The 23230-nt window shown below is 62.7% G+C and carries 21 protein-coding genes; 5 read left to right on the forward strand and 16 right to left on the reverse strand.

The window, feature by feature from the left end; all coding sequences use genetic code 11:
* Position 1 precedes the first annotated feature (1 nt).
* The 3 genes from J2R99_RS17500 (at position 2) to J2R99_RS17510 (ending at position 5126) form a co-directional block, all read left to right on the forward strand.
* Positions 2 to 1759 carry a fructose-specific PTS transporter subunit EIIC gene (locus tag J2R99_RS17500; protein WP_307155629.1) on the forward strand — a complete coding sequence of 586 codons (1758 nt, stop codon included), beginning with the start codon at positions 2 to 4 and terminating at the stop codon, positions 1757 to 1759.
* A 346-nt stretch (positions 1760 to 2105) separates the two neighbouring features.
* Complete coding sequence (gene adhE / locus J2R99_RS17505; protein WP_307155630.1) at positions 2106 to 4763, forward strand: bifunctional acetaldehyde-CoA/alcohol dehydrogenase; 2658 nt, start codon at positions 2106 to 2108, stop codon at positions 4761 to 4763.
* A gap of 117 nt (positions 4764 to 4880) precedes the next feature.
* Positions 4881 to 5126, forward strand: coding sequence for a hypothetical protein (locus J2R99_RS17510; protein ID WP_307155631.1), 246 nt, complete (start codon positions 4881 to 4883; stop codon positions 5124 to 5126).
* A 33-nt stretch (positions 5127 to 5159) separates the two neighbouring features.
* Here J2R99_RS17510 and J2R99_RS17515 read toward each other — a convergent pair whose 3' ends face one another.
* Positions 5160 to 5999: a MurR/RpiR family transcriptional regulator gene (locus J2R99_RS17515; RefSeq protein WP_307155632.1), complete on the reverse strand. Its 840-nt coding sequence runs from the start codon at positions 5997 to 5999 to the stop codon at positions 5160 to 5162.
* 330 nt (positions 6000 to 6329) lie between these two features.
* Here J2R99_RS17515 and pflB point away from each other — a divergent pair, with 330 nt between their 5' ends.
* Together pflB and pflA are read left to right on the forward strand one after the other, a co-directional pair.
* Positions 6330 to 8615: a formate C-acetyltransferase gene (pflB, locus tag J2R99_RS17520; protein WP_442476019.1), complete on the forward strand. Its 2286-nt coding sequence runs from the start codon at positions 6330 to 6332 to the stop codon at positions 8613 to 8615.
* A complete protein-coding gene (gene pflA / locus J2R99_RS17525; RefSeq protein ID WP_307155633.1) occupies positions 8578 to 9396 on the forward strand; it encodes a pyruvate formate-lyase-activating protein in 819 nt (272 codons plus the stop codon). Before pflB ends, pflA begins: the two co-directional genes overlap by 38 nt.
* Before the next feature lie 279 nt (positions 9397 to 9675).
* On the opposite strand, the gene J2R99_RS17530 is transcribed toward pflA, so the two are convergent.
* The 15 genes from J2R99_RS17530 to J2R99_RS17600 form a co-directional block, all read right to left on the reverse strand.
* Entirely contained in the window at positions 9676 to 10587 is a 912-nt protein-coding gene (locus J2R99_RS17530; protein ID WP_503167857.1) for a DUF7973 family transport facilitator, read from the reverse strand.
* 416 nt (positions 10588 to 11003) lie between these two features.
* Positions 11004 to 12428: an aldehyde dehydrogenase family protein gene (locus tag J2R99_RS17535; RefSeq protein WP_307155635.1), complete on the reverse strand. Its 1425-nt coding sequence runs from the start codon at positions 12426 to 12428 to the stop codon at positions 11004 to 11006.
* A gap of 27 nt (positions 12429 to 12455) precedes the next feature.
* Complete coding sequence (locus J2R99_RS17540; RefSeq protein ID WP_307155636.1) at positions 12456 to 13436, reverse strand: cob(I)yrinic acid a,c-diamide adenosyltransferase; 981 nt, start codon at positions 13434 to 13436, stop codon at positions 12456 to 12458.
* On the reverse strand, positions 13433 to 13681 hold the full coding sequence (locus J2R99_RS17545; RefSeq protein WP_234627545.1) for a EutN/CcmL family microcompartment protein: 249 nt from the start codon (positions 13679 to 13681) through the stop codon (positions 13433 to 13435). The genes J2R99_RS17540 and J2R99_RS17545 overlap by 4 nt, the downstream gene beginning before the upstream one ends.
* Before the next feature lie 13 nt (positions 13682 to 13694).
* Positions 13695 to 14516 (reverse strand): flavoprotein, encoded by an 822-nt coding sequence (locus J2R99_RS17550; protein WP_307155637.1) that lies wholly within the window; start codon positions 14514 to 14516, stop codon positions 13695 to 13697.
* A gap of 21 nt (positions 14517 to 14537) precedes the next feature.
* Entirely contained in the window at positions 14538 to 15320 is a 783-nt protein-coding gene (locus tag J2R99_RS17555) for a PduL/EutD family phosphate acyltransferase (RefSeq protein ID WP_307155638.1), read from the reverse strand.
* A 79-nt stretch (positions 15321 to 15399) separates the two neighbouring features.
* Positions 15400 to 16092 carry a BMC domain-containing protein gene (locus J2R99_RS17560; protein ID WP_307155639.1) on the reverse strand — a complete coding sequence of 231 codons (693 nt, stop codon included), beginning with the start codon at positions 16090 to 16092 and terminating at the stop codon, positions 15400 to 15402.
* Positions 16083 to 16697, reverse strand: a complete 615-nt coding sequence (locus tag J2R99_RS17565) for a glycerol dehydratase reactivase beta/small subunit family protein (RefSeq protein ID WP_307155640.1) — start codon at positions 16695 to 16697, stop codon at positions 16083 to 16085. Before J2R99_RS17565 ends, J2R99_RS17560 begins: the two co-directional genes overlap by 10 nt.
* Positions 16698 to 16700: 3 nt before the next feature.
* Positions 16701 to 18539 (reverse strand): diol dehydratase reactivase subunit alpha, encoded by a 1839-nt coding sequence (locus tag J2R99_RS17570; RefSeq protein ID WP_307155641.1) that lies wholly within the window; start codon positions 18537 to 18539, stop codon positions 16701 to 16703.
* A 115-nt stretch (positions 18540 to 18654) separates the two neighbouring features.
* The gene (locus J2R99_RS17575; protein WP_307155643.1) at positions 18655 to 19170 is read right to left on the reverse strand and encodes a diol dehydratase small subunit; all 516 of its coding nucleotides are present in this window, start codon (positions 19168 to 19170) and stop codon (positions 18655 to 18657) included.
* A gap of 18 nt (positions 19171 to 19188) precedes the next feature.
* Positions 19189 to 19869: a propanediol/glycerol family dehydratase medium subunit gene (locus J2R99_RS17580; protein WP_307155644.1), complete on the reverse strand. Its 681-nt coding sequence runs from the start codon at positions 19867 to 19869 to the stop codon at positions 19189 to 19191.
* Between the two features lie 24 nt (positions 19870 to 19893).
* Positions 19894 to 21561: a propanediol/glycerol family dehydratase large subunit gene (locus J2R99_RS17585; RefSeq protein WP_307155645.1), complete on the reverse strand. Its 1668-nt coding sequence runs from the start codon at positions 21559 to 21561 to the stop codon at positions 19894 to 19896.
* 31 nt (positions 21562 to 21592) lie between these two features.
* Positions 21593 to 22390: a propanediol utilization microcompartment protein PduB gene (gene pduB / locus J2R99_RS17590; protein ID WP_307155646.1), complete on the reverse strand. Its 798-nt coding sequence runs from the start codon at positions 22388 to 22390 to the stop codon at positions 21593 to 21595.
* Between the two features lie 34 nt (positions 22391 to 22424).
* Positions 22425 to 22724: an ethanolamine utilization microcompartment protein EutM gene (gene eutM / locus J2R99_RS17595; RefSeq protein ID WP_092814156.1), complete on the reverse strand. Its 300-nt coding sequence runs from the start codon at positions 22722 to 22724 to the stop codon at positions 22425 to 22427.
* A gap of 6 nt (positions 22725 to 22730) precedes the next feature.
* Entirely contained in the window at positions 22731 to 23222 is a 492-nt protein-coding gene (locus tag J2R99_RS17600) for a EutP/PduV family microcompartment system protein (protein WP_307155647.1), read from the reverse strand.
* Positions 23223 to 23230 lie beyond the last annotated feature (8 nt).

Raw genomic sequence — 23230 nt, forward strand, 5'->3', positions numbered from 1 at the left:
CATGACACACGTTCTTGCCGTCATATCGGCAGGCGACCTCACGACCCAGGCCGCATTGGCGGCCGAGGCCCTGCGCAAGGCGGCCGACAATCTGGGCCATCGGATCGACATCGAGGTGCGCTCCGACCTCGGCATCCGCAATTCGATCTCGAGCAAGGCTGCAAATGATGCCGCTGTCGTGCTCCTGGTGGGCTCCGGCGAGCACGAGGAAAGCCGTTTCGGCGCAGTGAAGCAAAGCACCGTGACCATCGAGGCGGTACTGGAGGACGCGGACGGCGTCCTTGCCCAGGCCCTTCAAGCCGCCGGCTCTACTGCAGACGCAGCACCAGCCGCCTCGACCGGCGGTCAAAAGCACATCGTGGCCATCACCTCCTGCCCGACCGGCATCGCCCATACCTTCATGGCGGCCGAAGGCGTGCAGAAGGGTGCCGAAGCGCTCGGCTACTCGGCGCGCGTGGAAACGCAAGGCTCCGTCGGCTCCCAGAACAAGCTGACCGACGAGGAAATCGCAAAGGCCGATCTCGTTATCATTGCCGCCGATACGCAGGTGGATTTGAGCCGCTTCGCCGGCAAGCCGGTCTTTCTCTCCGGCACCAAGCCCGCCATCAACAACGGCAAGGCGCTCGTTGAGCGGGCTTTCAAGGAAGCCGAGATCCAGGGCGGCAGCGAGGGCCTCGCCGATCGCGTCGCGGCCGGCAAGGCGGAACGCGCCGCTTCCCGCACCGGCCCCTACAAGCACCTGATGACCGGTGTGTCATACATGCTGCCCTTCGTCGTGGCGGGCGGCTTGCTGATCGCGGTCGCCTTCGCGATCGGCGGCATCTACGCCTACGAGAACGAAGGCACGCTTGCCTACAATCTCTTCCAGATCGGCGCCAAGGGCGGTTTCGCGCTGATGGTTCCGGCACTCGCGGGCTATATCGCCTATTCGATCGCCGACCGACCCGGCATCACGCCCGGCATGATCGGCGGCCTTCTCGCCGCCAATGTCGGCGCCGGCTTCCTGGGCGGCATCGTCGCCGGTTTCATCGCCGGTTACGGCACCGATTTCATGAATCGGCACATCAAGTTGCACAAGAATCTTGAAGGCCTGAAGCCGGTTCTCATCCTGCCGCTCCTCGGCACGCTCCTGACCGGCCTCTTGATGATGTATGTGATCGGCACGCCCGTCGCCGAAATCATGACCTTCCTGACCGACTGGCTGAAGTCGATGCAGGGCTCGAGCGCCATCATGCTCGGCCTCATCATCGGGGCGATGATGGGCTTCGATCTCGGCGGCCCTGTCAACAAAGCGGCTTACACCTTCTCCACAGGGCTGCTCGCAAGCCAGGTGTACACGCCGATGGCGGCCGCGATGGCCGCGGGCATGGTGCCGCCGCTCGCTGTGGCGCTTGCGACGAAGATCTTCGCCGACCGCTTCACCGCAGACGAGAGGGAAGCCGGCAATGCGGCGGCGGTGCTCGGCATCGCCTTCATCACGGAAGGTGCCATCCCGTTCGCGGCACGCGACCCGCTGCGGGTGATTCCCGCCATGATGGTGGGCGCCGCCACGACTGGCGCCATCTCGATGGCGATCGGCGCCGAGCTCAAGGTTCCGCATGGCGGCATCTTCGTCCTGCCGATCCCGAATGCCGTCACCCATCTCGGCGGTTATATCGTGGCGCTCCTTATCGGCACGGTGGTGAGTGCGGTTCTCCTGCGGCTTCTGAAAAAGCCGATCCAGGCTGTCGCCCCAGCAGCTCTCGCACCTGCCGAATAAGCCTGCGGAGCTTGTCTTCCCCCCACAAGAACCAAGGCCGAGGCCGGCGTGCAAACGCCGGCCTCACCACTTTCGTGAAGGCGTTTTGGCAAGCCTGAAGGGGTCTTCCCACGCCACCAGAAAGACCGCATCGGCCGCGCAAAACTTCGTCATGAAAAGCCCGATTTTGCTTGCCAAAATCGCTTGTAGTGGATAGCGTAGTTTTACTACATAACCTGATCGCTCGACCGGAGCAGCGCGGCCTGACCGCCTTCAATCCGCGAGCGGCACGACAATCCCAGCCCTCTTGGGCCCCACCCTCTTGGGCACTGCGCAGAAACCCGACATTCTTGGAAGGGCCAGAGCCATGACATCCGAAACGCTCCCGAGCCTCGACGCTCTCATCGCTCCTGTGAAGGAGGCCCAACGGATCTACGCGGGGTATTCCCAGGAGAGGGTCGATCAGATCTTTCGTGCGGCCGCGCTCGCGGCCAACAATGCCCGCATCAAGCTCGCCAAGCTCGCCGTCGAAGAAACCGGCATGGGCGTCATGGAAGACAAGGTGGTCAAGAACCACTTCGCGTCGGAGTACATCTACAACAAGTACAAGGACGAAAAGACCTGCGGTATCCTCTCCGAGGAGCCGGAGTACGGCACGCTGACGATCGCCGAGCCGATCGGCCTGATCTGCGGCATCGTCCCCACGACCAACCCTACCTCGACGGCCATCTTCAAAGCCCTCATCAGTCTGAAGACGAGAAACGGCATCATCTTTTCGCCGCATCCGCGCGCGCGTCGCGCCACCTGCGAAGCGGCCCGTATCGTGCTTGAAGCAGCGGTCGCAGCCGGAGCGCCTGAGAACATCATCGGCTGGCTCGAAGAGCCGACGGTCGAACTCTCGAACGCGCTGATGCGCCACAAAGACATCAACCTCATCCTCGCGACGGGCGGGCCGGGCATGGTCAAGGCGGCCTATTCCTCCGGCAAGCCGGCGATCGGTGTCGGCGCGGGCAACACGCCGGCCGTCATCGACGAATTCGCCGATATCAAGCGCGCTGTCGCCTCCATCCTCATGTCGAAGACTTTCGACAACGGTGTCATCTGCGCCTCGGAGCAATCGGCGATCGTCGTCGACCAGGTCTATGACGCGGTGCGCGCACGCTTTTCCAAGCACGGCGGCTACATTCTCTCCCCCGACGAGACGGACGCGGTCCGCCATGTCATCATGCCGAACGGCACATTGAATGCCCGTATTGTCGGCCAGTCGGCCGCCGCCATCGCCGAGATGGCCGGATTTTCGGTGCCGCCCTTCACTAAGGTTTTGATCGGCGAAGTCAGCGATGTGAGCGAGGCAGAAGTCTTCGCCCATGAAAAGCTGTCACCGACGCTCGCCCTCTACCGCGCGAAGGATTTCGGCCACGCGTGCGATATCGCTGCCGATCTGGTTGCGCTCGGCGGCATCGGTCACACCTCGGTCCTCTACACCGAACAGGACCAGCAGGAAGAGCGCATCCACCAATTCGGCGATCGCATGAAAACGGCGCGCATCCTGATCAACTCACCGTCTTCGCAGGGCGGGATCGGCGATCTCTACAATTTCCGGCTGGCGCCGTCGCTGACACTCGGCTGCGGCTCCTGGGGCGGCAATTCCATCTCGGAGAATGTCGGCCCCCAGCATCTCATGAACAAGAAAACCGTGGCGAAGCGAGCGGAAAACATGCTCTGGCACAAGCTCCCGAAATCCATCTACTTCCGCCGTGGCAGCCTGCCTTTCGCGCTCGAGGAATTGCGCGGACACAAACGCTGCCTGATCGTTACGGACAAATTCCTGTTCGAAAGCGGTGCCGTCAGCGAGACCATCAGCCTTCTCAAGAACCTGGGTCTCGAGGTCGAGGTCTTCTACGAGGTCAACGCCGACCCGACGCTCGAGACGGTGCGCAAAGCCACCTCGCTCGCCAACGCCTTCAAACCTGACGTGATCCTGGCGCAGGGCGGCGGTTCGCCGATGGATGCGGCGAAGATCATGTGGGTGATGTACGAACACCCTGACGTCGCCTTCGAAGAACTCGCGCTGCGCTTCATGGATATCCGCAAGCGCATCTACAAATTCCCGAAAATGGGCATCAAAGCGCAGTTCGTCGCGGTGCCGACGACCTCGGGCACCGGTTCGGAGGTCACCCCCTTCGCCGTCGTCACCGACGAGAAAACGGGCATCAAATACCCGATCGCCGATTACGAGCTCACGCCCAACATGGCGATCGTCGACCCCAACCTCGTCATGACCATGCCGAAATCCCTGACGGCGGCCGGCGGCATCGACGCCGTGACGCATGCGCTCGAATCCTACGTCTCGGTGCTGGCGAACGAATACAGCGACGGCCAGGGGCTGCAGGCCCTCAAGCTCCTGAAAGACTATCTGCCGTCGGCCTACCGCAACGGACACGAAGATCCGAAGGCACGCGAGCAGGTGCACAATGCCGCAACGATCGCAGGCATCGCCTTCGCCAACGCCTTCCTCGGCGTCTGCCATTCCATGGCGCACAAGATCGGCGCGGAATTCCACATTCCGCATGGCATCGCCAATGCGCTCCTGATCTCGAATGTCATCCGCTACAACTCGGCAGACATTCCAACGAAACAGACGGCCTTCAGCCAGTACGACCGTCCGAAAGGCGTCGCACGATATGCGCAGATCGCCCGCCACCTCGGTCTTTCCGGCGAGCGCGACCACGAGCGCGTGCAGAGCCTCATCGCCTGGGTGGACGAGCTGAAAGAGGAGCTGGAAATCCCGGAGAGCATCCAGGCCTTCGGCATCAAGGAGGCAGACTTCCTCGACAAAGTGGACAGCCTCGCCGAGGCGGCCTTCGACGACCAGTGCACCACCGCCAATCCGCGCTTTCCGCTCGTCAGCGAGCTGAAACAGCTCCTTCTCGACAGCTATTACGGCCGGGCCTGGGTCGAACCGTCGCTTGAAGCCGAGAACCAGATGCAGGGCTCCTCCCCTGCCTCGCTTGCCGCCGAATGACGGCACATTGGCGGGTCCGCTCTCACCCCTCCTCCCGAAGAGTGCGGACCCGCCAAATCAACTCCGACGCCAAATCAGCCCCGATGGCTGTCGTCGGAGGACAGAAGGAATGAGACGATGAGCAAGAGCTTGATGTGGACCGCCAAAGAGGCGCGTGGCCTCACGGTTCAGTGCCTCTTCAACGAGGATGCCCGTAGCTACGAGATGACCGTCTCGGCCCAATCCGCCCGGGCATGTCGCAGCGAGGCATTTCTTGCAAGCACTGAGCCCGTCTTCGGCATGGATCCGGACGACCGGGCGCTGTCGGTCCAGGTCGCCGACCGGCTCTTGCGCGATGTCGCGCGCTCACTCGGCGACTTCTGACGGCACAAGCTGACCGCTGTGCGCTTTCAATCCTCAGTCCCGCAGCCCGCCGTTTTCCTTCAGGAGCGCTTTGCTGCGCTCCACACGCTCATGCAGGGCCCGCCCCTTGCGCAGCGCCACGCAGATGGAGAGCGCATCTCCCAAAACGAGGTGACTGATGCGGGAAGTGAGAGGCGAATAGACGTCGTATTCTTCGGCGACGTCGGTCAGAAGGCTCACGGTCGCGAGACGCGCCAGCGGAGAATCGGAGCGGGTCAACGCCACGACATCGGCGCCGACCGTCAGCGCGTTCTGCACGCTGTCCAGAATATCGCGTGTGCGCCCGGAATTGGACACGGCCACGACCGCGTCGCCCGGGGCGAGCGCTAGCGACGAAATGAAGTAAACATGCGGATCACTGTAGGCCACAGTCGGCATTCCGAGCCGGAAAAAGCGGCGCTGAACGTCCTCCGCGATGGTGCCGGAATTGCCCGAGCCGTAGAACTCGATGCGCCGCGCCGACGCCAGAATGTCCGCAGCCTTGTCCAGCATCGCGGCGGAGAGATTGTTGCGCACGCCGATCAGCGTGTTGATGGTGCGATCGAAAACTTTTCCGGCAATGCCGGTGGCGCCGTCATCGGGCAGCACATCCTGATCGAGGAACGGCATCCCGCCTGCGATATCCTGCGCCAACTTGATCTTGAATTCGCGAAAGCCCTTGCAGCCAAGCGCGGAACAGAAGCGCGCCACAGTCGGCTCGCTCACCTCCGAGCGGCGCGCCACTTCGGCCATCGACAAGTTGATGACCTCGCCGGGATGGGAGAGCACGAAGTCCGCCAGCTTGCGCTCGGACGGCCGGATCTGATCCTTGACCGAGGTGATTCGTCCCAACATTTCCGCCCTCTTTCGTTGCGTCAGCCGGCGAAAGCGATCATCCATGACGCGGGCCAACGCAGACAAGCCCTGCACGGCATGCATGACAGCATGCTACACACCGCAAATCCAATTTGGATTGAGCTAACGTACTGACGTGTTTATAGTTTTGTCCCTAATGGCAAATCCGGGCGAGGCAGGACGCTTGCTCCCTTTGCCCTTCAACCACACACATTTGTGTAGTAAAACTACAGAAAGTCAACGGTTCGTGAAACGGATCCAATCCAACCGGCAGAACCATCAGAAATATGATAGGTTCAAGCCACAGCGCCCTTTTCACAAGGAGTGACAATGAACGCCATAGTGATGTCCTCTCGCGTCGATCTCAACGACTTCCCGACGACGAACGACCCGTGGCGCGGCTTCAAGCCCGGCGCGTGGCAGCATGAAGTCAACCTCCGCGACTTCATCCTCGACAATATCACCCCTTATGAGGGCGATGCAGCCTTCCTCGCCGGCTCGACCAAACGGACGAAGGCGCTTTGGGACAAGGTTTCCGAGCTCCTGAAAGAGGAACGCGCCTCCAAGGGCGGCGTTCTCGACGCCGATACGGAGGTGATCTCCTCCATCACCTCGCATGACGCGGGCTACATCGACCGCGATTTGGAAGTCGTTTTCGGGCTCCAGACCGACAAGCCGCTGAAGCGTGGGATCATGCCCTTCGGTGGCTGGCGCATGGTCGTGAAGGGCCTGGAAGCCTATGGCTTTACGCCCTCGCCCAAACTCAAAGAGGTATTCCCGAGCCTCCGCAAGACCCACAATGACGGCGTCTTCGACGTTTACACCGATGAAATCCTGCGCTGCCGCAAGTCCGGTCTCATCACCGGCCTTCCCGACGCCTACGGGCGCGGCCGCATCATCGGAGATTACAGGCGTGTCGCCCTTTATGGCGTCGACCGCCTCATCGCCGACAAGCAGGAGCAGATGACCTCGTTGGAGGTGAGCCCGCTCGATTCCGATATTCTCCAGCTGCGCGAGGAGATCGCCGAGCAGATCAAGGCCCTCAACGAACTGAAAGAGATGGGTGCGGTCTACGGCTTCGATCTTTCGCAGCCGGCAACCAATGCGCGCGAAGCGGTGCAGTGGACCTATTTTGCCTATCTGGCCGTCGTCAAGGAAGCCAATGGCGCGGCCATGTCGCTCGGCCGAGTATCGAGCTTCCTCGACATCTACATCGCGCGCGACCTCGCCGAAGGCACCCTCACGGAAGCCCAGGCGCAGGAACTCATCGATCAATTCGTCATCAAACTGCGTCTCGTCCGCTTCCTGCGCACGCCGGAATATGACTCTCTGTTTTCGGGCGATCCGACCTGGGTCACCGAAGTTCTCGGCGGCATGGCTCTCGACGGCTCGACGCTCGTCACGCGCACGAGCTTCCGGATGCTGCAGACGCTGCACAATCTGGGTCCCGCGCCGGAACCCAACCTCACGGTCTTATGGTCGGAGAAGCTGCCCAAGGGCTTCAAGGAATTCTGCGCCGAGACCTCCATCAAGACGTGCTCGCTGCAATATGAAAACGACGATCTGATGCGGCCTTATTACGGCGACGATTACGGCATTGCCTGCTGTGTGTCGGCCATGCAGATCGGCAAGCAGATGCAGTTCTTCGGCGCCCGTGCGAACCTCGCAAAGGCCCTGCTCTACGCCATCAACGGTGGCCGCGACGAGAAGTCCGGCGTCCAGGTCGTGCCGGCTTTCGCCCCGATCACGGCCGAGGTGCTGGATTATGACACGGTCGTGGAAAAGTTCCTGCCCATGCTGGAATGGCTGGCGCGGGTCTATGTCAACGCGCTCAACGCCATCCACTACATGCATGATAAGTACATGTATGAGCGCCTCGAGATGGCGCTGCACGACCGCGATGTGCTTCGCACCATGGCCTGTGGCATCGCCGGTCTTTCGGTGGTGGCGGACAGCCTGTCGGCCATCAAGCACACCAAGGTGAAGGTCATCCGCGACGAGCGCGGGCTTGCCACCGACTTCGAGATCGACGGCGAATATCCGACTTTTGGCAACAACGATGCACGCGTCGACGACATCGCCTCCTGGGTGGTCAAAACCTTCATGGACATTCTGCGCCAGCAGAAGGCCTATCGTGGGGCCACGCCGACGCAGTCGGTCCTGACCATCACATCCAATGTGGTCTACGGCAAAAAGACGGGTTCCACGCCCGACGGCCGCAAGGCCGGCGAGCCTTTCGCACCGGGCGCCAATCCGATGCATGGCCGCGACAGCAAGGGCGCCCTCGCCTCCATGGCGAGTGTCGCGAAGCTGCCGTACGAACATGCCCAGGACGGCATTTCCTACACCTTCACGATCGTCCCCTCCGCCCTCGGGCCAACCGAGGACGAGCGGACGGAAAATCTGGTCGGCATGCTCGACGGCTACGTGGCGGCCGGCGGTCACCACATGAACGTCAACGTCTTCGACAAGGAGACGCTGTTGCACGCGATGGATCATCCGGAGCTCTATCCGCAGCTCACCATCCGCGTGTCGGGCTATGCCGTGAACTTCATCAAGCTGACCAGGGAGCAGCAGCTTGACGTCATCAGCCGCACGTTCCACCAGCGCCACTGAACCCGTTCAGGAGGTGACGCAGAGCGAAGCACCCGAGGCCGCAGCGGCGCCCTGCGTCAAGGGCTGGGTGCATTCGCTCGAAACGGGCGGCACCCTCGATGGGCCGGGCCTGCGTTACGTGCTGTTTCTGTCTGGCTGCCCTTTGCGCTGCTGCTACTGCCACAACCCGGACACGTGGCACATGCGCAAGGGGAAGCTGCAAAGCTCGGAAGATATCGCGGCGGAGATCGCCTCCTTCGCACCCTTCCTGAAGCGCGGTCGTGGCGGCGTCACCTTGACGGGCGGCGAACCGCTTGTGCAGCCCGAATTCTGCCGGGCGATCCTGCGGGCATCGAAAGACCTCGGCCTGCACACAGCGCTCGACACGTCCGGTTTTCTGGGTGCACGAGCCGATGACGCGTTTCTGGAAGACGTCGACCTCGTGCTTCTCGACATCAAGGCGTTTTCCGAAGCCACCTACCGCAATGTCACGGGCGTGCGTCTGCGCCCAACGCTCGATTTCGCCGAGCGGCTCTCCGCCATGAAGAAGCCCGTGTGGCTTCGTTACGTCCTCGTGCCGGATTTCACCGACAATACGACGGAGATCGAAGCGCTCGCCCGCTATGTGGCCGATCTCAAGAATGTCGAGCGCGTCGACGTTCTGCCCTATCACGACCTTGGCGCCTACAAATGGCCTCGCCTGGACAAGGCCTATCGTCTGGCGGGCACGCAGCCGCCGAAGCTCGAAGAGACGGAGCGCGTGCGCAACATTTTCCGGGCTCGGGGCCTTCTCGCGACATAGATGGGCTGAGAGCGGCCCACCTCCTTGTCCTGCGGCTCGCCGCAAGGACGAGGCTCTGCGTTATCCCCTTCAGGATCAGACGTCCTGCTCTGCTCAGGTGAGAACGGGGCCGACCTCATTCATCGCGACCGTCGCTCCCCAACGACGTCGCGTGTAGCGTTAGCCCTGGTTTCTGCGAGCGGCACGAAGCGGGCACACGCTCTTCTTTCGCCCATATAAAAACCCTCCCGCCGATCTCCGGCGGGAGGGCAAAGTCGTTCGAGTGCGTTCGTCCCTAAATTAGTAGGGCAGCGGCACCAGGCTGAAGAAGCCGATCGACAAGAGATAGTTCACCGTGAGGGTCATGGTGGCGATCGTCGTTGCCGGCGGATCGAAGTGCGTATCGCCGTGATCGTGGAAGAGCCGGGCAAAGAACTCGCCGAGCAGCGCCCCGATCACACCAACGACTGCCGCCCACAGCAGGCTACCCGACCCCGCAGCCGCCAGAGCAGCTGGCAGAGCGATATGGTGGGTGACCGGCACGGAGACGCCAAACTGGAGGAAGATCAGCGAGGCGGCAGAAATACCGAAGGCGAGGAAGCATCCGGCGCCACCGTAGAGATCGCCGAGATATCCGCCGAAGATGCCGACGCCCAGGCCGATCACGACGAGCTGGCCGAGCGTGCTCTGGAAGGGCAGCCACAGATCGGCTTCTCCCGGATTCCAGCGCGTGGTGCCCTCTTTAGGTGTGCCGAAGAGGCCCGCCTTGCCGAACATGAGGCGGGTGACGATGGCGCTGATGACGACCGTCAGAGCAACCGTGTCCGTCCAGGCCAGTCCTTCGCCGAAGGCCGGCACGAGAGCGAGATAGTACTGGACGATGTAACCGAAGATACCGAATGCGCCGCCGACGAGGAGCACGTCCGGCGCCTTAAGTCCCATCATCCCGGCAAGGATATTCTTGCCCGAATCGAACTTGCCGCGGCGTGCGGCATAGGCGGCCGCAGCCACACCCGAAGCGAAACCACCGACATGGGGTCCGAAGACGCCAAACGGCAGTCCGAAGAAATCGGTCGCCTCCGGTGCAACACCGAGCTGCACGGCCACACCGATCATCACGAGGAAACCGACCATTTCGAACGCCGGCAAGGCGCCGATGGCAGCTCCAAATATCCCCCCGCCAAATGCGGCAATTATTCCTAGGACCGTCATTTTGCCCTCCAAGAGGTCGTCACTGTTTCACAAGATCCAAGCCTTGGCCAAAAGTCGAAGCACGAATGAAGCTGCCGCCACTTGTCATACCGAGCTCCATAAGATGTACTTTGCTTCTCAATCCCCCGCCGGCCTGCAGTTTTTTGGGAATATCATCCCCGCTCCGCCGTTTCCGGCAGATTTCGTTGTTCTCAGCTTTCGAGTTGGCTTCCCCGCCCTGAGGAAGATGCAACCGTATGCGATCCGGTCACCACGATGACGTCGTGGCAGTCGCCCGCTGCCAGCCCCCGCGTTGAGAGCTGGCAGCGGTTGCAAGACGGTTCAGCGACCGGGCGCCTTTGTGCCCCAGCCCCGGTCGCGATGCCCCTTCTCAGATTGAGACGATGCCGTTCTCGCATGCATTTTCGCAGTCGTGATTAGAGCGAGAACGCCCCAACGAGCGCACAGCGGCGAACACGCGTGAAGGTGCGCACGGTCGCGATGCCCTCGCCGGTCCGCCCAGCGATGGTGAAGCCCGTATGTCCCTCGCCGCCGATACCGATACCGGCATAGGAGGGAGCGTTCTTGACGTAGATCGTGGTGTTGATCGCTCTTCCGAACTCGCTCATGTGATAGACATCGGAGGAATGGATGATCGCCGAGTGACGATTGCCGCCCTCAAGCTCCACGGCCACATCCACCGCCTCCTTGAAGTTGCCGACGCGCACAACGCCGAGAACCGGGATCATCAGCTCGTGGACCACGAACGGATGCTTCCGGTCGGTCTCCACGATGATGGCGCGGATGTCGTCGCCCGCATCAATGCCGAGCTCACGAAGGATGACGTTGGCGTTCTGGCCGATCATCTTCGGCGCACCGCCCGTCCGCTTTTCGTTGAGCACGATGCGCTCGAGCTCCGGCAGACGGTCTGCACCGAGAACGACGGCGTTGTCGCAACGACCGAAGGCTGCCATGAGGTTATCGGCAATGCCGGAGGTCGCGATGACTTCCTTCTCGGCGATGCACGGCAGGTTGTTGTCGAAGGAATGGCCGGCGATGATTTCGCGCGCAGCCTTCGCCGGATCGGCGCTGTTGTCGACCACGACCGGCGGGTTGCCCGCAGCCGCGCCAATCACACGTTTGCCGCTGGTCATCGCTTCACTGACGACACCGGTGCCGCCCGTGATGCACAAGATCGCGATCTTCGGATGGCGCATCAGCCCCTGAACCACCTTGAGATCGACGGCGCTCGTCGTCACGCAGGTGTTGGCCGGGCCGCCGGCCTTCTCCACCGCCTCGTTGATGAGGTCGATGCAGTGCAGCGAGGTCTTCAACGCACGCGGATGCGGCGCGAAATAGACCGTGTTGCCGGCCGCGAGCATGCTTATGGCATTGTTGAGCAGCGTGGCCGTCGGGTTGGTCGTCGGCGTCACGGCGAGGATCGTGCCGAACGGTGCCGGCTCCTCGGTCGACAGGCCGAAATCGCCGACCATCGCGTTGGTCGGCAGACCTTCAACGCCCGGGGTCTTTTCAGCCACCGCCAGGTGCTTCTTCACCTTGTCTTCGACGCGGCCCATACGAGTTTCAGAAACGGCCATCTGGGCCAGTTCCTGCGCATGTTCGATCGTCACGTCACGCAGCGCGTCGACGATCGCCCGGCGCTTGGCTAGGCTAACGCTGCGGAACTCCGCATTGGCACGCTCGACGGCAAGGATGGCATCGTCTGCATTCGCAAAGACGCCACGTTGCCCCGTCGTGACCGGCTGCGGACGGAAAGCCGAACGGTCAGCATCCGGCCGACCACCCATCTCACCGAGAACCCGGCGAACGATCTCGCTGATTGTGTTGTCTTCTACAGCCATAGCGTGTCTTTTCCTTTCACAGAATTCTCACAGCGCCGCGACCATCGCGCGGGCCACGTCGATATCTTCCTCGACCGATCCTCCACTCACCCCGACAGCGCCGACGACGCGACCGCCGCGCTCAAGCGGCAGCCCTCCGCCGACTAGCGTGAAGTTCGGAATGTTGCTGTCGATGCCGAACAGCGGACCGCCGGGCTGCGATAGTTTCGCGATCTCATGGGTCGGCGTACGCACCGCAGCCGCCGTATAGCCTTTATTCGGCGCAAGCTTCAGGCTGACGCCGAGCGAACCCTTCATGCGGCGCAGCTCGATCAGATCTCCCGCCGCGTCGACGACGACCAGAACCATCGGTACGGAAATGGCGTCCGCGCGGGCAATTCCGGCCTCCACCAGGCGGTCGCAATCTGACAGGCAGAGTTCCGTCATCGTCCCCTCCTCGGGTTCGGCCTTGGCTGTCTGAATCTGCTTGGTGACTTCGCGAACGACCGTGCGCTGCTCGTCGATGCGCGCGGCCATGTACAGATAGTCCGATAAGCGATTGAAATACTTGAGGAGAACCGGATTGATCTCTTCTTCACGACCGAGCGCGATGAGCCGGCGTTCGCCGCGCCGCACGAAGGTGCGGGCCATGTCGAAGGCGGCTGCCGCTTGTGTCCCGCCAGGCGTCACGAAGCCTCTCTGAGGAACCCGCTCTTCCTGGTAGGCGTCGATCAGCTTCTCCAGATGTTCCACCTGGTGAGGTTCGACGCGGTAGACTTTGCCTTTGCGTGGCTTATCGGGGTCAAACCCGGAGGCGACCTCGGCCATCACGTCGATCAGCTCGCGTTGCAGGCAGTGGAGGTCGCCACGCAGCTCGTCATCTTCACACGAGGCCCGAGCGAGACCCATCGCCGACGTCGCCTCGTCGAGGGTCCCGTAAACTTCCACCCTCAGGCTGTCTTTCGGGACGCGCAAACCACCGAGAAGCGAGGTTTCGCCCTTGTCGCCGCCTTTCGTGTAGACGCTCATGACCGCACATCCACGGTGTCGACGATGCCGACGACAGCCGCATCGACCGGGCTTGGTTTATCCAGCTTGACGCGAGCGGCACCGCCGGTGACGTAGAGAACGGTGTCGCTGCCGCCGGCGCCGACGAGGTCGATGGCGACGATGCGGGAGCCGTCCGAGAGTTCCAGGACGAGAAGCTTGTAGCCGACCAGCGCATCGTCCTTGCGGGTGGCGACGACAGTCCCGATTACCGTTGCAAGTTGCATTTCAGTCGTCCTTTCACTGTGACGCAGCCACGAGCTTCAGATGCAGGCGCTCGACAGCATCGCGGGCCTGGGCCGTCAAAGCCTGCCCCGGCGCGAGGCTGATCGAAGAGCCAGGCGCAAGACCCAGGAGCTCATTGGCAGTCACGAATTTCGAGGTCGGCGTCCCCGCGCGCGCTCTTCTAGCGGCGACCGGTGCCACCGGCTGCGGAACCGCGGCAGGCGCCTCCGTCGCGTGGCGCGAGGTCACAAGGTGGCGTTCCATCCGCATCAGGAAGTCCTGCTTGTCGACCATTTCCGCGCCAAAGGCGGCGAGCCGCGCGAGGTATTCCTGCAGAAGCGACCAGAGGACGGGCGAACCATCAGGCCTGGATCCCATGACCTCGCCGCGTTTGTCCGCCGGATCGGCGCCATTGCGAATGGCGACAACCGGCTTGCCTGCGAGCAGGACGCCCAGGAAGAGCGTCGTTGCCGGAGAATCCATGAGGCCGAGGGCAAGCCGCCCGGCAAGATTCATCGTCAGGCACGGCACGAGGAGCAGATCGCACTCCTTGATGAGCTCCGGAACGTCGAGCCAGGGATCGTAAGGCAGGATCGTCTTCGCGCCCTCCTGGCGAACCAGATCTTCGGTCAGGACATGCTGGGCGCCCGGCGTCATCAGCACTTTGAGCTCATGCTTGGAGGCACTCAGGCGGCGGATGCCTTCGCGCGCGGCGTAAAAGCCACTTGCTGCACCGCTCAGCAGCATGACGACGCGCCGCGGCGAGGTGTCGAGTGTCTCGCCCTCAAGCTGCGCCATCACCCTGGCGACGACCATGTCGACGATTGCCTCGTCCATCGCCCTCTCCCTTCAGCCTCCTCAGCGCGGAATGATGAGCGTGCACATCTGGCCGGTGCGGATGCCGGCCGCGTTCGCTTCGTCCGTGTCGACGTGCAGTTCGGTGCGCCAGCCCGCCTTCACCCGCACGAAGATGCCGTGCAGTGTGGTGGGCTTCGGGCCATCGACACGCAGATCGAGAAGGTCGCCGGCCTTCACGCGCAGCTCGCGGGCGACATCATCGCTGAGGTGAATGTGACGCCGTGCCTGGAAGGCACCACCGCCCTTGCCGCCCGGCAGGCGTACGGTGCCCCTCGGTCCAACGAGAGTGACCGGCTGCGTGCCTTCTTCGCTGCCTTCGGTGCGCACCGGCAGTTTCAGGCCGATATTGGTGGCATCCGTCTGCGCGAGTTCCACCTGCGAGAATGCTCTGGTCGGGCCGAGAACCCGAACCTTTTCGATCGCCCGTTTCGGACCGACGACGATCAGCTGCTCTTTTGCGGCGAAATAGCCCTTCTGATAGAGCTCATTGTAGACCTGCAGGTCATAGCCTTCGCCGAAGAGCACCTTCACGTGTTCGTCGCAGAGATGGATGTGGCGCACGGAGACGCCGGTGTAGACCGGCAGTTCCAGATTGCCGTTGCGAATGACCGGCTTCGTCGGGGTTTCGCTTTGGATAGCCTCAGGCTTGGGCGTCGCCGTCTCCGTCTTGGCCGCAGCCGGTGGTGCACTCGCCGTCGACTTCGCCGCGCCCGCTCCCGCTTGCGAAAGACGCCGGACCACTTCTTTGGTGACCCCTTCGATCGTTTCGGCGGTGATTTCCATCGAGATACTCCTCAGTCGCGCCTTCGGCGCGGTCTTCTTCGTCCGTTCAAATCGTCGGCGAGGCGGCCTTCACCGACCGTCAGTATTTCCTTCTGGAGCGCCGTCCCTTGCGGGGCCGGCTGTTTGAGGCCGATTGCTCACCGCTGGAATTCGCTTCGTCCGTCTCGCCGTCGGAGGTGTCGTCACCCTCTTCATCACCCGCCTCGCCGGAGGCTTCATCGTCAGTTTCGGCCGCGGTCTCGACCGGAGCTTCCTCTTGCGGGCTGACTTCGGCTGCGGCAGACGTCTGGACCTCAGGGGCTTCTTCAGTGACCGGCGCGGTCACCTCCGAAGCCTTGGGTTGGTCGTCTTCGCCGTCGCTTTCGCCTTCGGCCGCATCCTCGGAGCCGCCGGTTTCAGCGCCCGCCTCGTCCGGTGCAGTTTCTGCGGCAGCAGGTTCTGCCGCGGATGTCTCAGAAGCGGCCTCGCTCGGCGCTTCCGACTTCGGCTTGCCGCCGGCCTGAAGGATCAGGCTTTCGAGCGTGTCGTGCGGACGCGGGATGATCAGTTGACCATCGATGCGGCCGACCTTCTCACCAGCCGCCGTTCCGGCGGCGACCGCCGCGCGGATCGCGCCGACGTCTCCGGCCAGCTTGATGGTGATACGTCCGCCGCCTTTTGCGGTTTCGGAGCCGAGCAGCACGACATTGGCGGATTTCACCGCCGCGTCCGCCGCCGCGATTGCGGTCGGAAGGCCAATGGCCTCGATCAATCCCAGAGCCTTCAGCGCCATTGTGTTCCTCGTTCTTTGATGATCGCCACGACGATCTTGACGATCTTGCGTATGTCGGCCTCGCTCAGAGCAAGCTCCGCAGAGGCCTCCCCGGCCGTCGGTCTTGCTGTCTCAGCCGCTTGTTGATTTGTGCTGTGCTGCCGCGCACTGCCCTCGGCGAGCTTCGTGCCTTGGGTCGGCGCGGAAGCGGCCTGTTGCGCTGCGGCGCGCCGCTCGGAGGCTGGCCGAACGTGGTCGTCAACATCCTCCACCTCGTCTTCGAAACGCAGCGGGAGGCGTGCCACCATGCGGGCGGCATTGGCACCGGCACGGCGACACACGGCCTCCGCCCGGTTTTCGTAAGGGATCGTCAGGACTGGCTTGCGGGGCGGCATGTGCCGCTCGTGCAGAACGATCGCATCAGAGCCAATCGCAACACCGATATCGATCCGCGAACTGATCGCAGCAGCGTAAGCCGCATCGACGACGTCCCCGTCAGCGGCCTCGGCAAGTTTGGTCGGGACGCCCTCTTCCTCAGCGCCGATCAACACCCATTCGTAAAGGGACGGCTCTGCACCGCGGACGACCGCGACATTGATGGTGGGACGTTCGGACTTCTCGGCCATCGCTCAGACCGCTCCCTGACGCCGCGCATGGCTCAGGACGAGGCCGGTCGCCACGGCATTCACCGGGCCGAGGGCCCCGCGAATATTGGCGGTGCCGATCACCGTGCCGTAATGGGCGAGCTGATCGGTCAGCATCCGAGCGACTTCGAAGTCGAGCCCCGAACCGCCGACGACCGCGACGAACTGGATCTCGCGGATGTTGCCGGCCGGGGCGACCGCGGACAGAGCACGCATGGCGTTGCGCACGAAGACGCGGCGCTTGGCTTCGCGGCGCACCTCGCGAATGCGGTCCAGCGTGTGATGCGTCGGAATCGGTGAGAGCCCGTCCGGGGTGATCAAAGCGACGCGGCCAAACAGCTTCGGATCGAGCGGCTCTTCGAAGAAGCGCACCGTGTTGTCCTCGTGGCGGACGTGGAACAGACTTTCCACACGCACCAGCGGAAAACGCTTGATCTGCTCGGCGACGTCCGTCTCGTTGCCGCCCGGCAGATCGAGTTCACGCTGAATGAGGAGCGTGACCATGTCGCCCGCGCCGGCGAGATGCACCGAGCGCACTTCGCGGTCCTTTTCGAGGATCGCAGCGTCGGTCGAACCGGCGCCGAGATCGAGGATCGCCAGTGGCGTGTCGAGCCCCGGCGTGGTGAGTGTGCCGAGGATCGCCATATTGGCTTCGACACCGCCCAGCTGCACCTGGATGCCGAGCTCCTTGTGCAGACCTTCGGCGAGCTGCTCCATCAGTAGCTTGTCGGTGTTGACCATAGCCGCAAGACCGACGGCGTTCTCCATCGAGAATTCTTGGGCGAGGCCGCCCGAAACCCGCTGCGGCACGAGGCAATCGACCGCCAGCACGTCGCGGATATGCACCTCCGACGCCGGCTTCTTCGTCATGTTGCTCATGGTCTGGCGCACACGCGCCACCATGCCGCCGACATTGGTGCCGGATTCACCCTCCACGTCCTTGAGCGGGAAGACCTGGGCGAGCGCATCCATGATTGCGTCCGCGCCGGAATCCATCGGGGCGTCGACCGTGCGGCGCTCGCCGACGAGCTTCAGCGAACCGGCAGGAATGTGCCGGGTCTGGACGTCGCCTGCGGGGGTGCGGATGACCACGGCCGAGCGCAGGCCGATGAGGGCCTTGGCGATCGGGATGATCATCGTCGTTTCCTGCGGCGTCAGCTTGAACAGCGTCGCGATGCCATAGGGATTGCTGAGCTGCTGGATCGCCTGGCCATGATCGGCCACCTCGACGGCAGCGAGCATGCCGAGCGGCACCTGATCGATGAGCTTCACCTCATCGACGATCGGCAGTTTCTTGGGCAGGCGGTTGGCGATCAGAACGCCATCATCGCCCTGCACGATCGCAGCCGTCACATCGACGCCGCGCTCGAGCGCGGCTGCGAGCATCTGTGCGGCGCGCGTGAAGTCGTAAGTCTTCGGGACGACGGCGATGACCGCCTCGTCCTTCGGGGCTGTCTCAAGCTCACTGATGTCGTGCGTTACGCCGACACCGATGCCGAGCCCACCCGGGGAATTCGGATTGTGACCGATCATCGAGGATTCGGTGATGATCGTCTCGGTGATCGTTTCCATGGCGATATCGCCGATCACCGGGGTCGCTTCATTCAAGAGAACGAGATCAATGTCCCGCAGCGACAGCCCTGCCTGCTGCACAGCCGTATCGAGCGCCCGCACCACACCCGGGACATTTGCCAGAGTGCCCTTGATGCCCGTCGTCGGCATGCGGCTGGAGGCCAGAAAATTCGGCACCCCGCCATTCGCGCCAACTTCGGCCAGGGCAACTTCCGTGGTCGAGTTTCCGATATCGACGCCCGCGACCTTCATTTCTCTTCCAATAGGTTTGCTTTGAGGAAGGTGCGAAACGGCGGGCCAATTGGGGGTACACCCGCCGTTTCGCAGAGAACCAAACTCCAAGGGGGAGCAACGTGCAGGAGTTTGGTCAGTCCTTGCGGAGGACGTCGCGACGTTCGTAAACGTCGGCAGCCTCACGAACGAAGCCGGCGCAAATCTTCGCGTCGAACTTGCTCTCCAACTCGTCCGCGATCGCCAGCAATTCGGCTTTCGTGGAACGGTTCGGACGCAGTGCGTTGTACATCTGCAGGATCCGGTCGTCGGGAACCCGGGTCATCTCGGCAGCGCGCCGGAGGTTCGCCGCAAACTGCGGGCGACCGACGCTCTCACCGATCTGGGCCTGGTATTCCAAGGTCTGAGCCGTGATGCGGATGTCGTTCGCGCCGATCTTGCCGTTGAGCACATCCTCAAGCGTGATGTCCTCAAGCGACTTGCCGCCTGGCGTCTTGACCAGCTCGGGGCGATTCTTGGCGAGCGGATAGTCCTTCGTGTGGTCGAGCTTTCCGCTTGTCGAGGCCTTGCTGGGCGCAGCGGCGGAACCGCCGTTGCCCAGCTCCGCGAGCACTTCGCGAACAATGGAGTTGATCAGGTCTTGCTGTGACATTTGTTTCTCCCTGTCCGCTCAGCTGAACTTCACTTCCAGATCGACCGGCTTCGCATTGCGATCAACGAAGCTGGTTTCACGGATGTGGAGGACCGCTGCGATGGCCTGGTATTTCGGCCGGGCCATCTGGTCGTTCTTCTGCCGCACGGGATCGGGCGTCTCGCCCTTCGCGTAGCGGGCAGCGTTGCGGCCGATTGAGCGGTAGGTTTCAAGGTCGAGCACCGGCGCCTGCGGGAACAGCTCCAGGTTCTGGAGCGGGAACAGGTCTCGCTGGTGGATGACCGAGGTGCCCCGCGACTGGATGCCGATGGCGATGCCCGAACCGGCGAGCTTCGCACCGACATTGCCAGCGAAGGCGACATCGGAGGTGTGCTTGACCCGAACGACGCGTCCCTTGCAGCCCTCTTCCTCGATGCCGGCGAGAATTTCGCGCAACACCTTGGCGTGGGGAATGCCAGTGATCGTCTGCTCCTTCAGCTTGTCGCCGAAGGCCGGAGCGAGCGCCACGACGACTTCGTTCGGCTCTGTGCCCTGCTTGGCAGGGCCGACCTCACGCAGCGTCATCTTAGCGGCAGAGTTGTCGACCGGAGCAAAGGCGGAAACCGGAGTGCTCTTTGCACCCTTGTCTTCCGCCAGCTGCATCTGGGCCAGGACTTCCCGAACCGCGTCGCGGACAGCTGCTTCTGTGATCTGTGCCATTTCTGTCTATCTCCTGACCGCGGCTTAGAGATCTTCAGGCCGAATGGCCTGACGGATCGTCTGCAACTGTTTCCAGCGCTCGCCTTCGGCCCGATATCCAGTGCCAGGGCCCTGGTAGTCGTTCAGGTCATTGACGGCAGCGATCGGGTTGAAGTCCGTGTCGAAGATCGTCGAAGTGTGCAGATAGTCACCCGCCACGCGCTGCTTCTGGATGGACAGAACCGAGTTCGCCACATCCGCAAAGCCTTGCTTGGCAAGAGCCTTGATCACATCGAGACCGGTGATGCCCCGCTTCAGGATGTCCTGGGCAGCCTTGGTGTCCCGCACCTTGTCGCGCGCCGGCATGTCGTCGCTCGAATAGGCGTAGGTTGCTGCTTCGACTTCCTCGTCGGTGATCGCCGGCAGACCGAGTTCCGTAAAGACTGCCTGCATGGCGCGGGCGGCCTTGTTGCGGACTTCGATGATCTTCTCTTCCGAACTTGGAACGAGGCCAGCATCGACCTTGAGGTCGCGCTGAATGATCAGCCAATCGTCAATGTCGTCGATGTCGACATTGGAACCGGCGAACATGTTGTCCTTGTTCGGCGTGGCCGAGTAGCCAGAGGTGATGAAGTCGGTTCCCGGAAGGAACTGCATCAACAGGCGGGCCGTCCGACGCATGTCGGAATGCGAGAAGGTCTGGTCGTTGCCCGACGCGTTCTCAAGATCGAGGCACGCCGTGACGAGGTTCTCGCCGAGGACGGCACGGATACCACCCGGGACGCCGGCAGGAACGCCGATGCACGAGATGGAGCCGTTCTGCAGGCCCTGCACGCCGGCCGCCTTGGTCAGCATGATGCACTTGATCTCCAAGTACAGCATCGACTTGCCTTCGGCGTAACCCATCTGCACTTCCGAACCGGTACCGGAGGTGAAGCGCATCTTGATGCCGCGTGAGGCGTAGGCGGAAGCCAGGAAGCCCTTCGACCACGGCGTGTCGTCGCCGTCGATGAACACCCGCTCCGTGCCATAGACCGAGACGGTTTCCGCATAGGCGGTCAGACCGCGCATGCCGAGCTCGAGCTCGATCGATTCTTCCAGAGAGTCCTGCCAGAGGACACCCGGACGGCCGACCTGGCCACCGATCAGAAGCGCAAGCGCGTTGAACGGGCCATAGTTGAACACAGCGACGGTCGTCTCGATCTCGGCGAAGCCGTAGCAGGTCGCCTCAGCCGCGTCGGCCGCCATCAGGACGGGATTGTCCTGGGTGTTGGTCACGTGAGCCTGGTTCGCCGGGGTGCGGCGGGCACGCATCTTCTGCACGCCCATCATCATCTCGACGACGTTGAGCTCGTCCACAACCGCTGCGATCTTGGCAGGCGTGAGACCCGAGAAGACGCGAACGACCTTCTCGCGCGGCACGTTGATGTCGACGATCATCCGGGCGATGTCGACTGCCGACATCGCCATCATCTCTTCGGCAACCTTGGTGTTGATGCCGTACTTGGCGATGAAGATCTCGTTGAAGTCGAACTCTTCATGCGTGCGACCGTCCATTTCGACGATCACACCGTCCTTGATTTTGATGCTCGGCTTCGGGTCGTTCGGGCTGCCCATGGCGATCATGCCGACTTCGGGCCATTCCGTCACGTATCCGTCTTGGTTGACGGGCCGCTTCTCCAGAGCCTCAAATCTTTTGTGCCTTTTGGCCATACTATTATTCCTCGCTAAGGCTGGCTCTCGATCAGATGTACGGGGTTCCGCCCGTCTTCGGCTCCGAGCCAAGCGTTCCGAGGAGCTTCACGCCGATCTCGCGCGCCGTGACGACCGCCTGGCGGACCGCACCGGCATCACCGCTGAAGAAGCCGATGACCTCGTTGGAGAAGGACGTGCCTTTGGCCGGCGAAGCAACGCCGAGAAGATCAACATCCGCGGACTTCACCGCAGCGTCGACCATTTCGACCCCGATACCGGCGGGAGCACCGACGCACAGACCGAAGGCGCGTCCGATCGGGGCGTTGAACGCCTTGTTGCAGGCGTAGCTGGCGCGAGCCGTATACTGCAGTTCGATATGGCCAGCGTCGTTTGCGTAGACGTCGCCGAAGGTGCGCTCGAGATCCTTCAGAGCGACCTCGATACCGCGGCGCGCATCGGACACCTCTTCGGCACCCAGAAGAATCAACGAACCATGACCCGCACCACCCTTGGTGTCGCGAGCAAGCTCAATCGAGATGACCTCGGTATTGGTCGCCTTCACGGCCTCGTCGACGGCAAGGATGTGCGGGCCAGCACCGGTCCGCGAGCTCAAGATGCCGATCGAGCGGTACTTCGGGTCGAAGCCGAGCATTTCGTGCAGCTTCGGATCGAGATTGGCGATCACGATGCCGATCGAATCGCCGACCGCAGTCCCGACGAATTCCGTCAAGCCGGGATGCTTGTTGGCGGGCTGCGACGCAGCCGGGGCAGCCGGAGCAGCGCCGGCGTTGCCGCCGATCTTCTGCATCACCTGCTGCACCATCTGGTCGAGGAGTTTATCGTCCATGGCGTGTCATCCTTTAATGACTAGTGCGTACAGATCAGCTCTGGCTGCCCGGCAGTTTCGGCAGGAGCTTTTCCGTATCCATGTGCGGCCGCGGAATGACGTGGACCGAAACCACTTCACCGACGCGCTGGGCCGCAGCGGCACCCGCATCAGTCGCAGCCTTCACGGCGCCGACATCGCCACGGACCATGACGGTCACGAGACCGGAACCGATCTTCTCCGTGCCAATCAGCGTGACGTTGGCCGCTTTGACCATCGCGTCGGCCGCCTCGACCATCGCGACAAGACCCTTCGTCTCAAGCAGGCCAAGGGCTTCACCCGGTGTATTTGCCATGTTGCTTCACTCCTCTGTGTTAGAAGCGCTGTGGTGAACCAGTCCCAGGGCAAGAAGACGTTGGCGCAATTCCTCAATGCCGGTGCCTTCAACCGCAGAGACGGGGTAGATGTCCCCACGCACCCCGGCATCGCGGAGCAGCCGTGAGGCGTGAGCGATGTCGGCGTCGGGACGATCAATCTTTGTGACCAGGCCGATGACGGTCTGGGAAAACATCAGGAAGAACCCAGGCGGAAAGCTGGAGCGCGCTCGCGTGGCATCCTGGATCACCAGGAGCACTGACGCGTCGTTCGCGGTCGTGATCAGATGGTTCCGGAACATCCCCATCTCGGAGTATTCCCCGGGGGTGTCGATGCCCCAGCCGGCGTAGTCGACCATCTGGGTCTTGCGTGCCGCCTCGCCCGCGCCTTCAAGAGCACGCAGCAGGGTCGTCTTGCCGAAGCCGACGGAGCCGAGCACCATAAAGCGCTGCTCGGAGGGAGTTTCCGTTGTAGCCATTGCTACTC

The organism is Rhodopseudomonas julia (genome assembly GCF_030813515.1).
Classification (GTDB): domain Bacteria; phylum Pseudomonadota; class Alphaproteobacteria; order Rhizobiales; family Afifellaceae; genus Afifella; species Afifella julia.

Excerpts from the sequence above, each read along its gene's own strand:
- pflB (WP_442476019.1), top strand. The coding sequence starts at position 6,330 with ATGAACGCCATAGTGATGTCCTCTCGCGTCGATCTCAACGACTTCCCG.
- J2R99_RS17550 (WP_307155637.1), bottom strand. The coding sequence starts at position 14,516 with ATGGACGAGGCAATCGTCGACATGGTCGTCGCCAGGGTGATGGCGCAG.
- J2R99_RS17580 (WP_307155644.1), bottom strand. The coding sequence starts at position 19,869 with ATGGCACAGATCACAGAAGCAGCTGTCCGCGACGCGGTTCGGGAAGTC.
- eutM (WP_092814156.1), bottom strand. The coding sequence starts at position 22,724 with ATGGCAAATACACCGGGTGAAGCCCTTGGCCTGCTTGAGACGAAGGGT.
- adhE (WP_307155630.1), top strand. The coding sequence starts at position 2,106 with ATGACATCCGAAACGCTCCCGAGCCTCGACGCTCTCATCGCTCCTGTG.
- J2R99_RS17500 (WP_307155629.1), top strand. The coding sequence starts at position 2 with ATGACACACGTTCTTGCCGTCATATCGGCAGGCGACCTCACGACCCAG.
- J2R99_RS17535 (WP_307155635.1), bottom strand. The coding sequence starts at position 12,428 with ATGGCTGTAGAAGACAACACAATCAGCGAGATCGTTCGCCGGGTTCTC.
- J2R99_RS17530 (WP_503167857.1), bottom strand. The coding sequence starts at position 10,587 with ATGACGGTCCTAGGAATAATTGCCGCATTTGGCGGGGGGATATTTGGA.
- J2R99_RS17575 (WP_307155643.1), bottom strand. The coding sequence starts at position 19,170 with ATGTCACAGCAAGACCTGATCAACTCCATTGTTCGCGAAGTGCTCGCG.
- J2R99_RS17515 (WP_307155632.1), bottom strand. The coding sequence starts at position 5,999 with ATGTTGGGACGAATCACCTCGGTCAAGGATCAGATCCGGCCGTCCGAG.
- J2R99_RS17585 (WP_307155645.1), bottom strand. The coding sequence starts at position 21,561 with ATGGCCAAAAGGCACAAAAGATTTGAGGCTCTGGAGAAGCGGCCCGTC.
- J2R99_RS17510 (WP_307155631.1), top strand. The coding sequence starts at position 4,881 with ATGAGCAAGAGCTTGATGTGGACCGCCAAAGAGGCGCGTGGCCTCACG.
- J2R99_RS17555 (WP_307155638.1), bottom strand. The coding sequence starts at position 15,320 with ATGGAAATCACCGCCGAAACGATCGAAGGGGTCACCAAAGAAGTGGTC.
- J2R99_RS17570 (WP_307155641.1), bottom strand. The coding sequence starts at position 18,539 with ATGAAGGTCGCGGGCGTCGATATCGGAAACTCGACCACGGAAGTTGCC.
- J2R99_RS17565 (WP_307155640.1), bottom strand. The coding sequence starts at position 16,697 with ATGGCCGAGAAGTCCGAACGTCCCACCATCAATGTCGCGGTCGTCCGC.
- J2R99_RS17545 (WP_234627545.1), bottom strand. The coding sequence starts at position 13,681 with ATGCAACTTGCAACGGTAATCGGGACTGTCGTCGCCACCCGCAAGGAC.
- J2R99_RS17560 (WP_307155639.1), bottom strand. The coding sequence starts at position 16,092 with ATGGCGCTGAAGGCTCTGGGATTGATCGAGGCCATTGGCCTTCCGACC.
- J2R99_RS17540 (WP_307155636.1), bottom strand. The coding sequence starts at position 13,436 with ATGAGCGTCTACACGAAAGGCGGCGACAAGGGCGAAACCTCGCTTCTC.
- J2R99_RS17600 (WP_307155647.1), bottom strand. The coding sequence starts at position 23,222 with ATGGCTACAACGGAAACTCCCTCCGAGCAGCGCTTTATGGTGCTCGGC.
- pduB (WP_307155646.1), bottom strand. The coding sequence starts at position 22,390 with ATGGACGATAAACTCCTCGACCAGATGGTGCAGCAGGTGATGCAGAAG.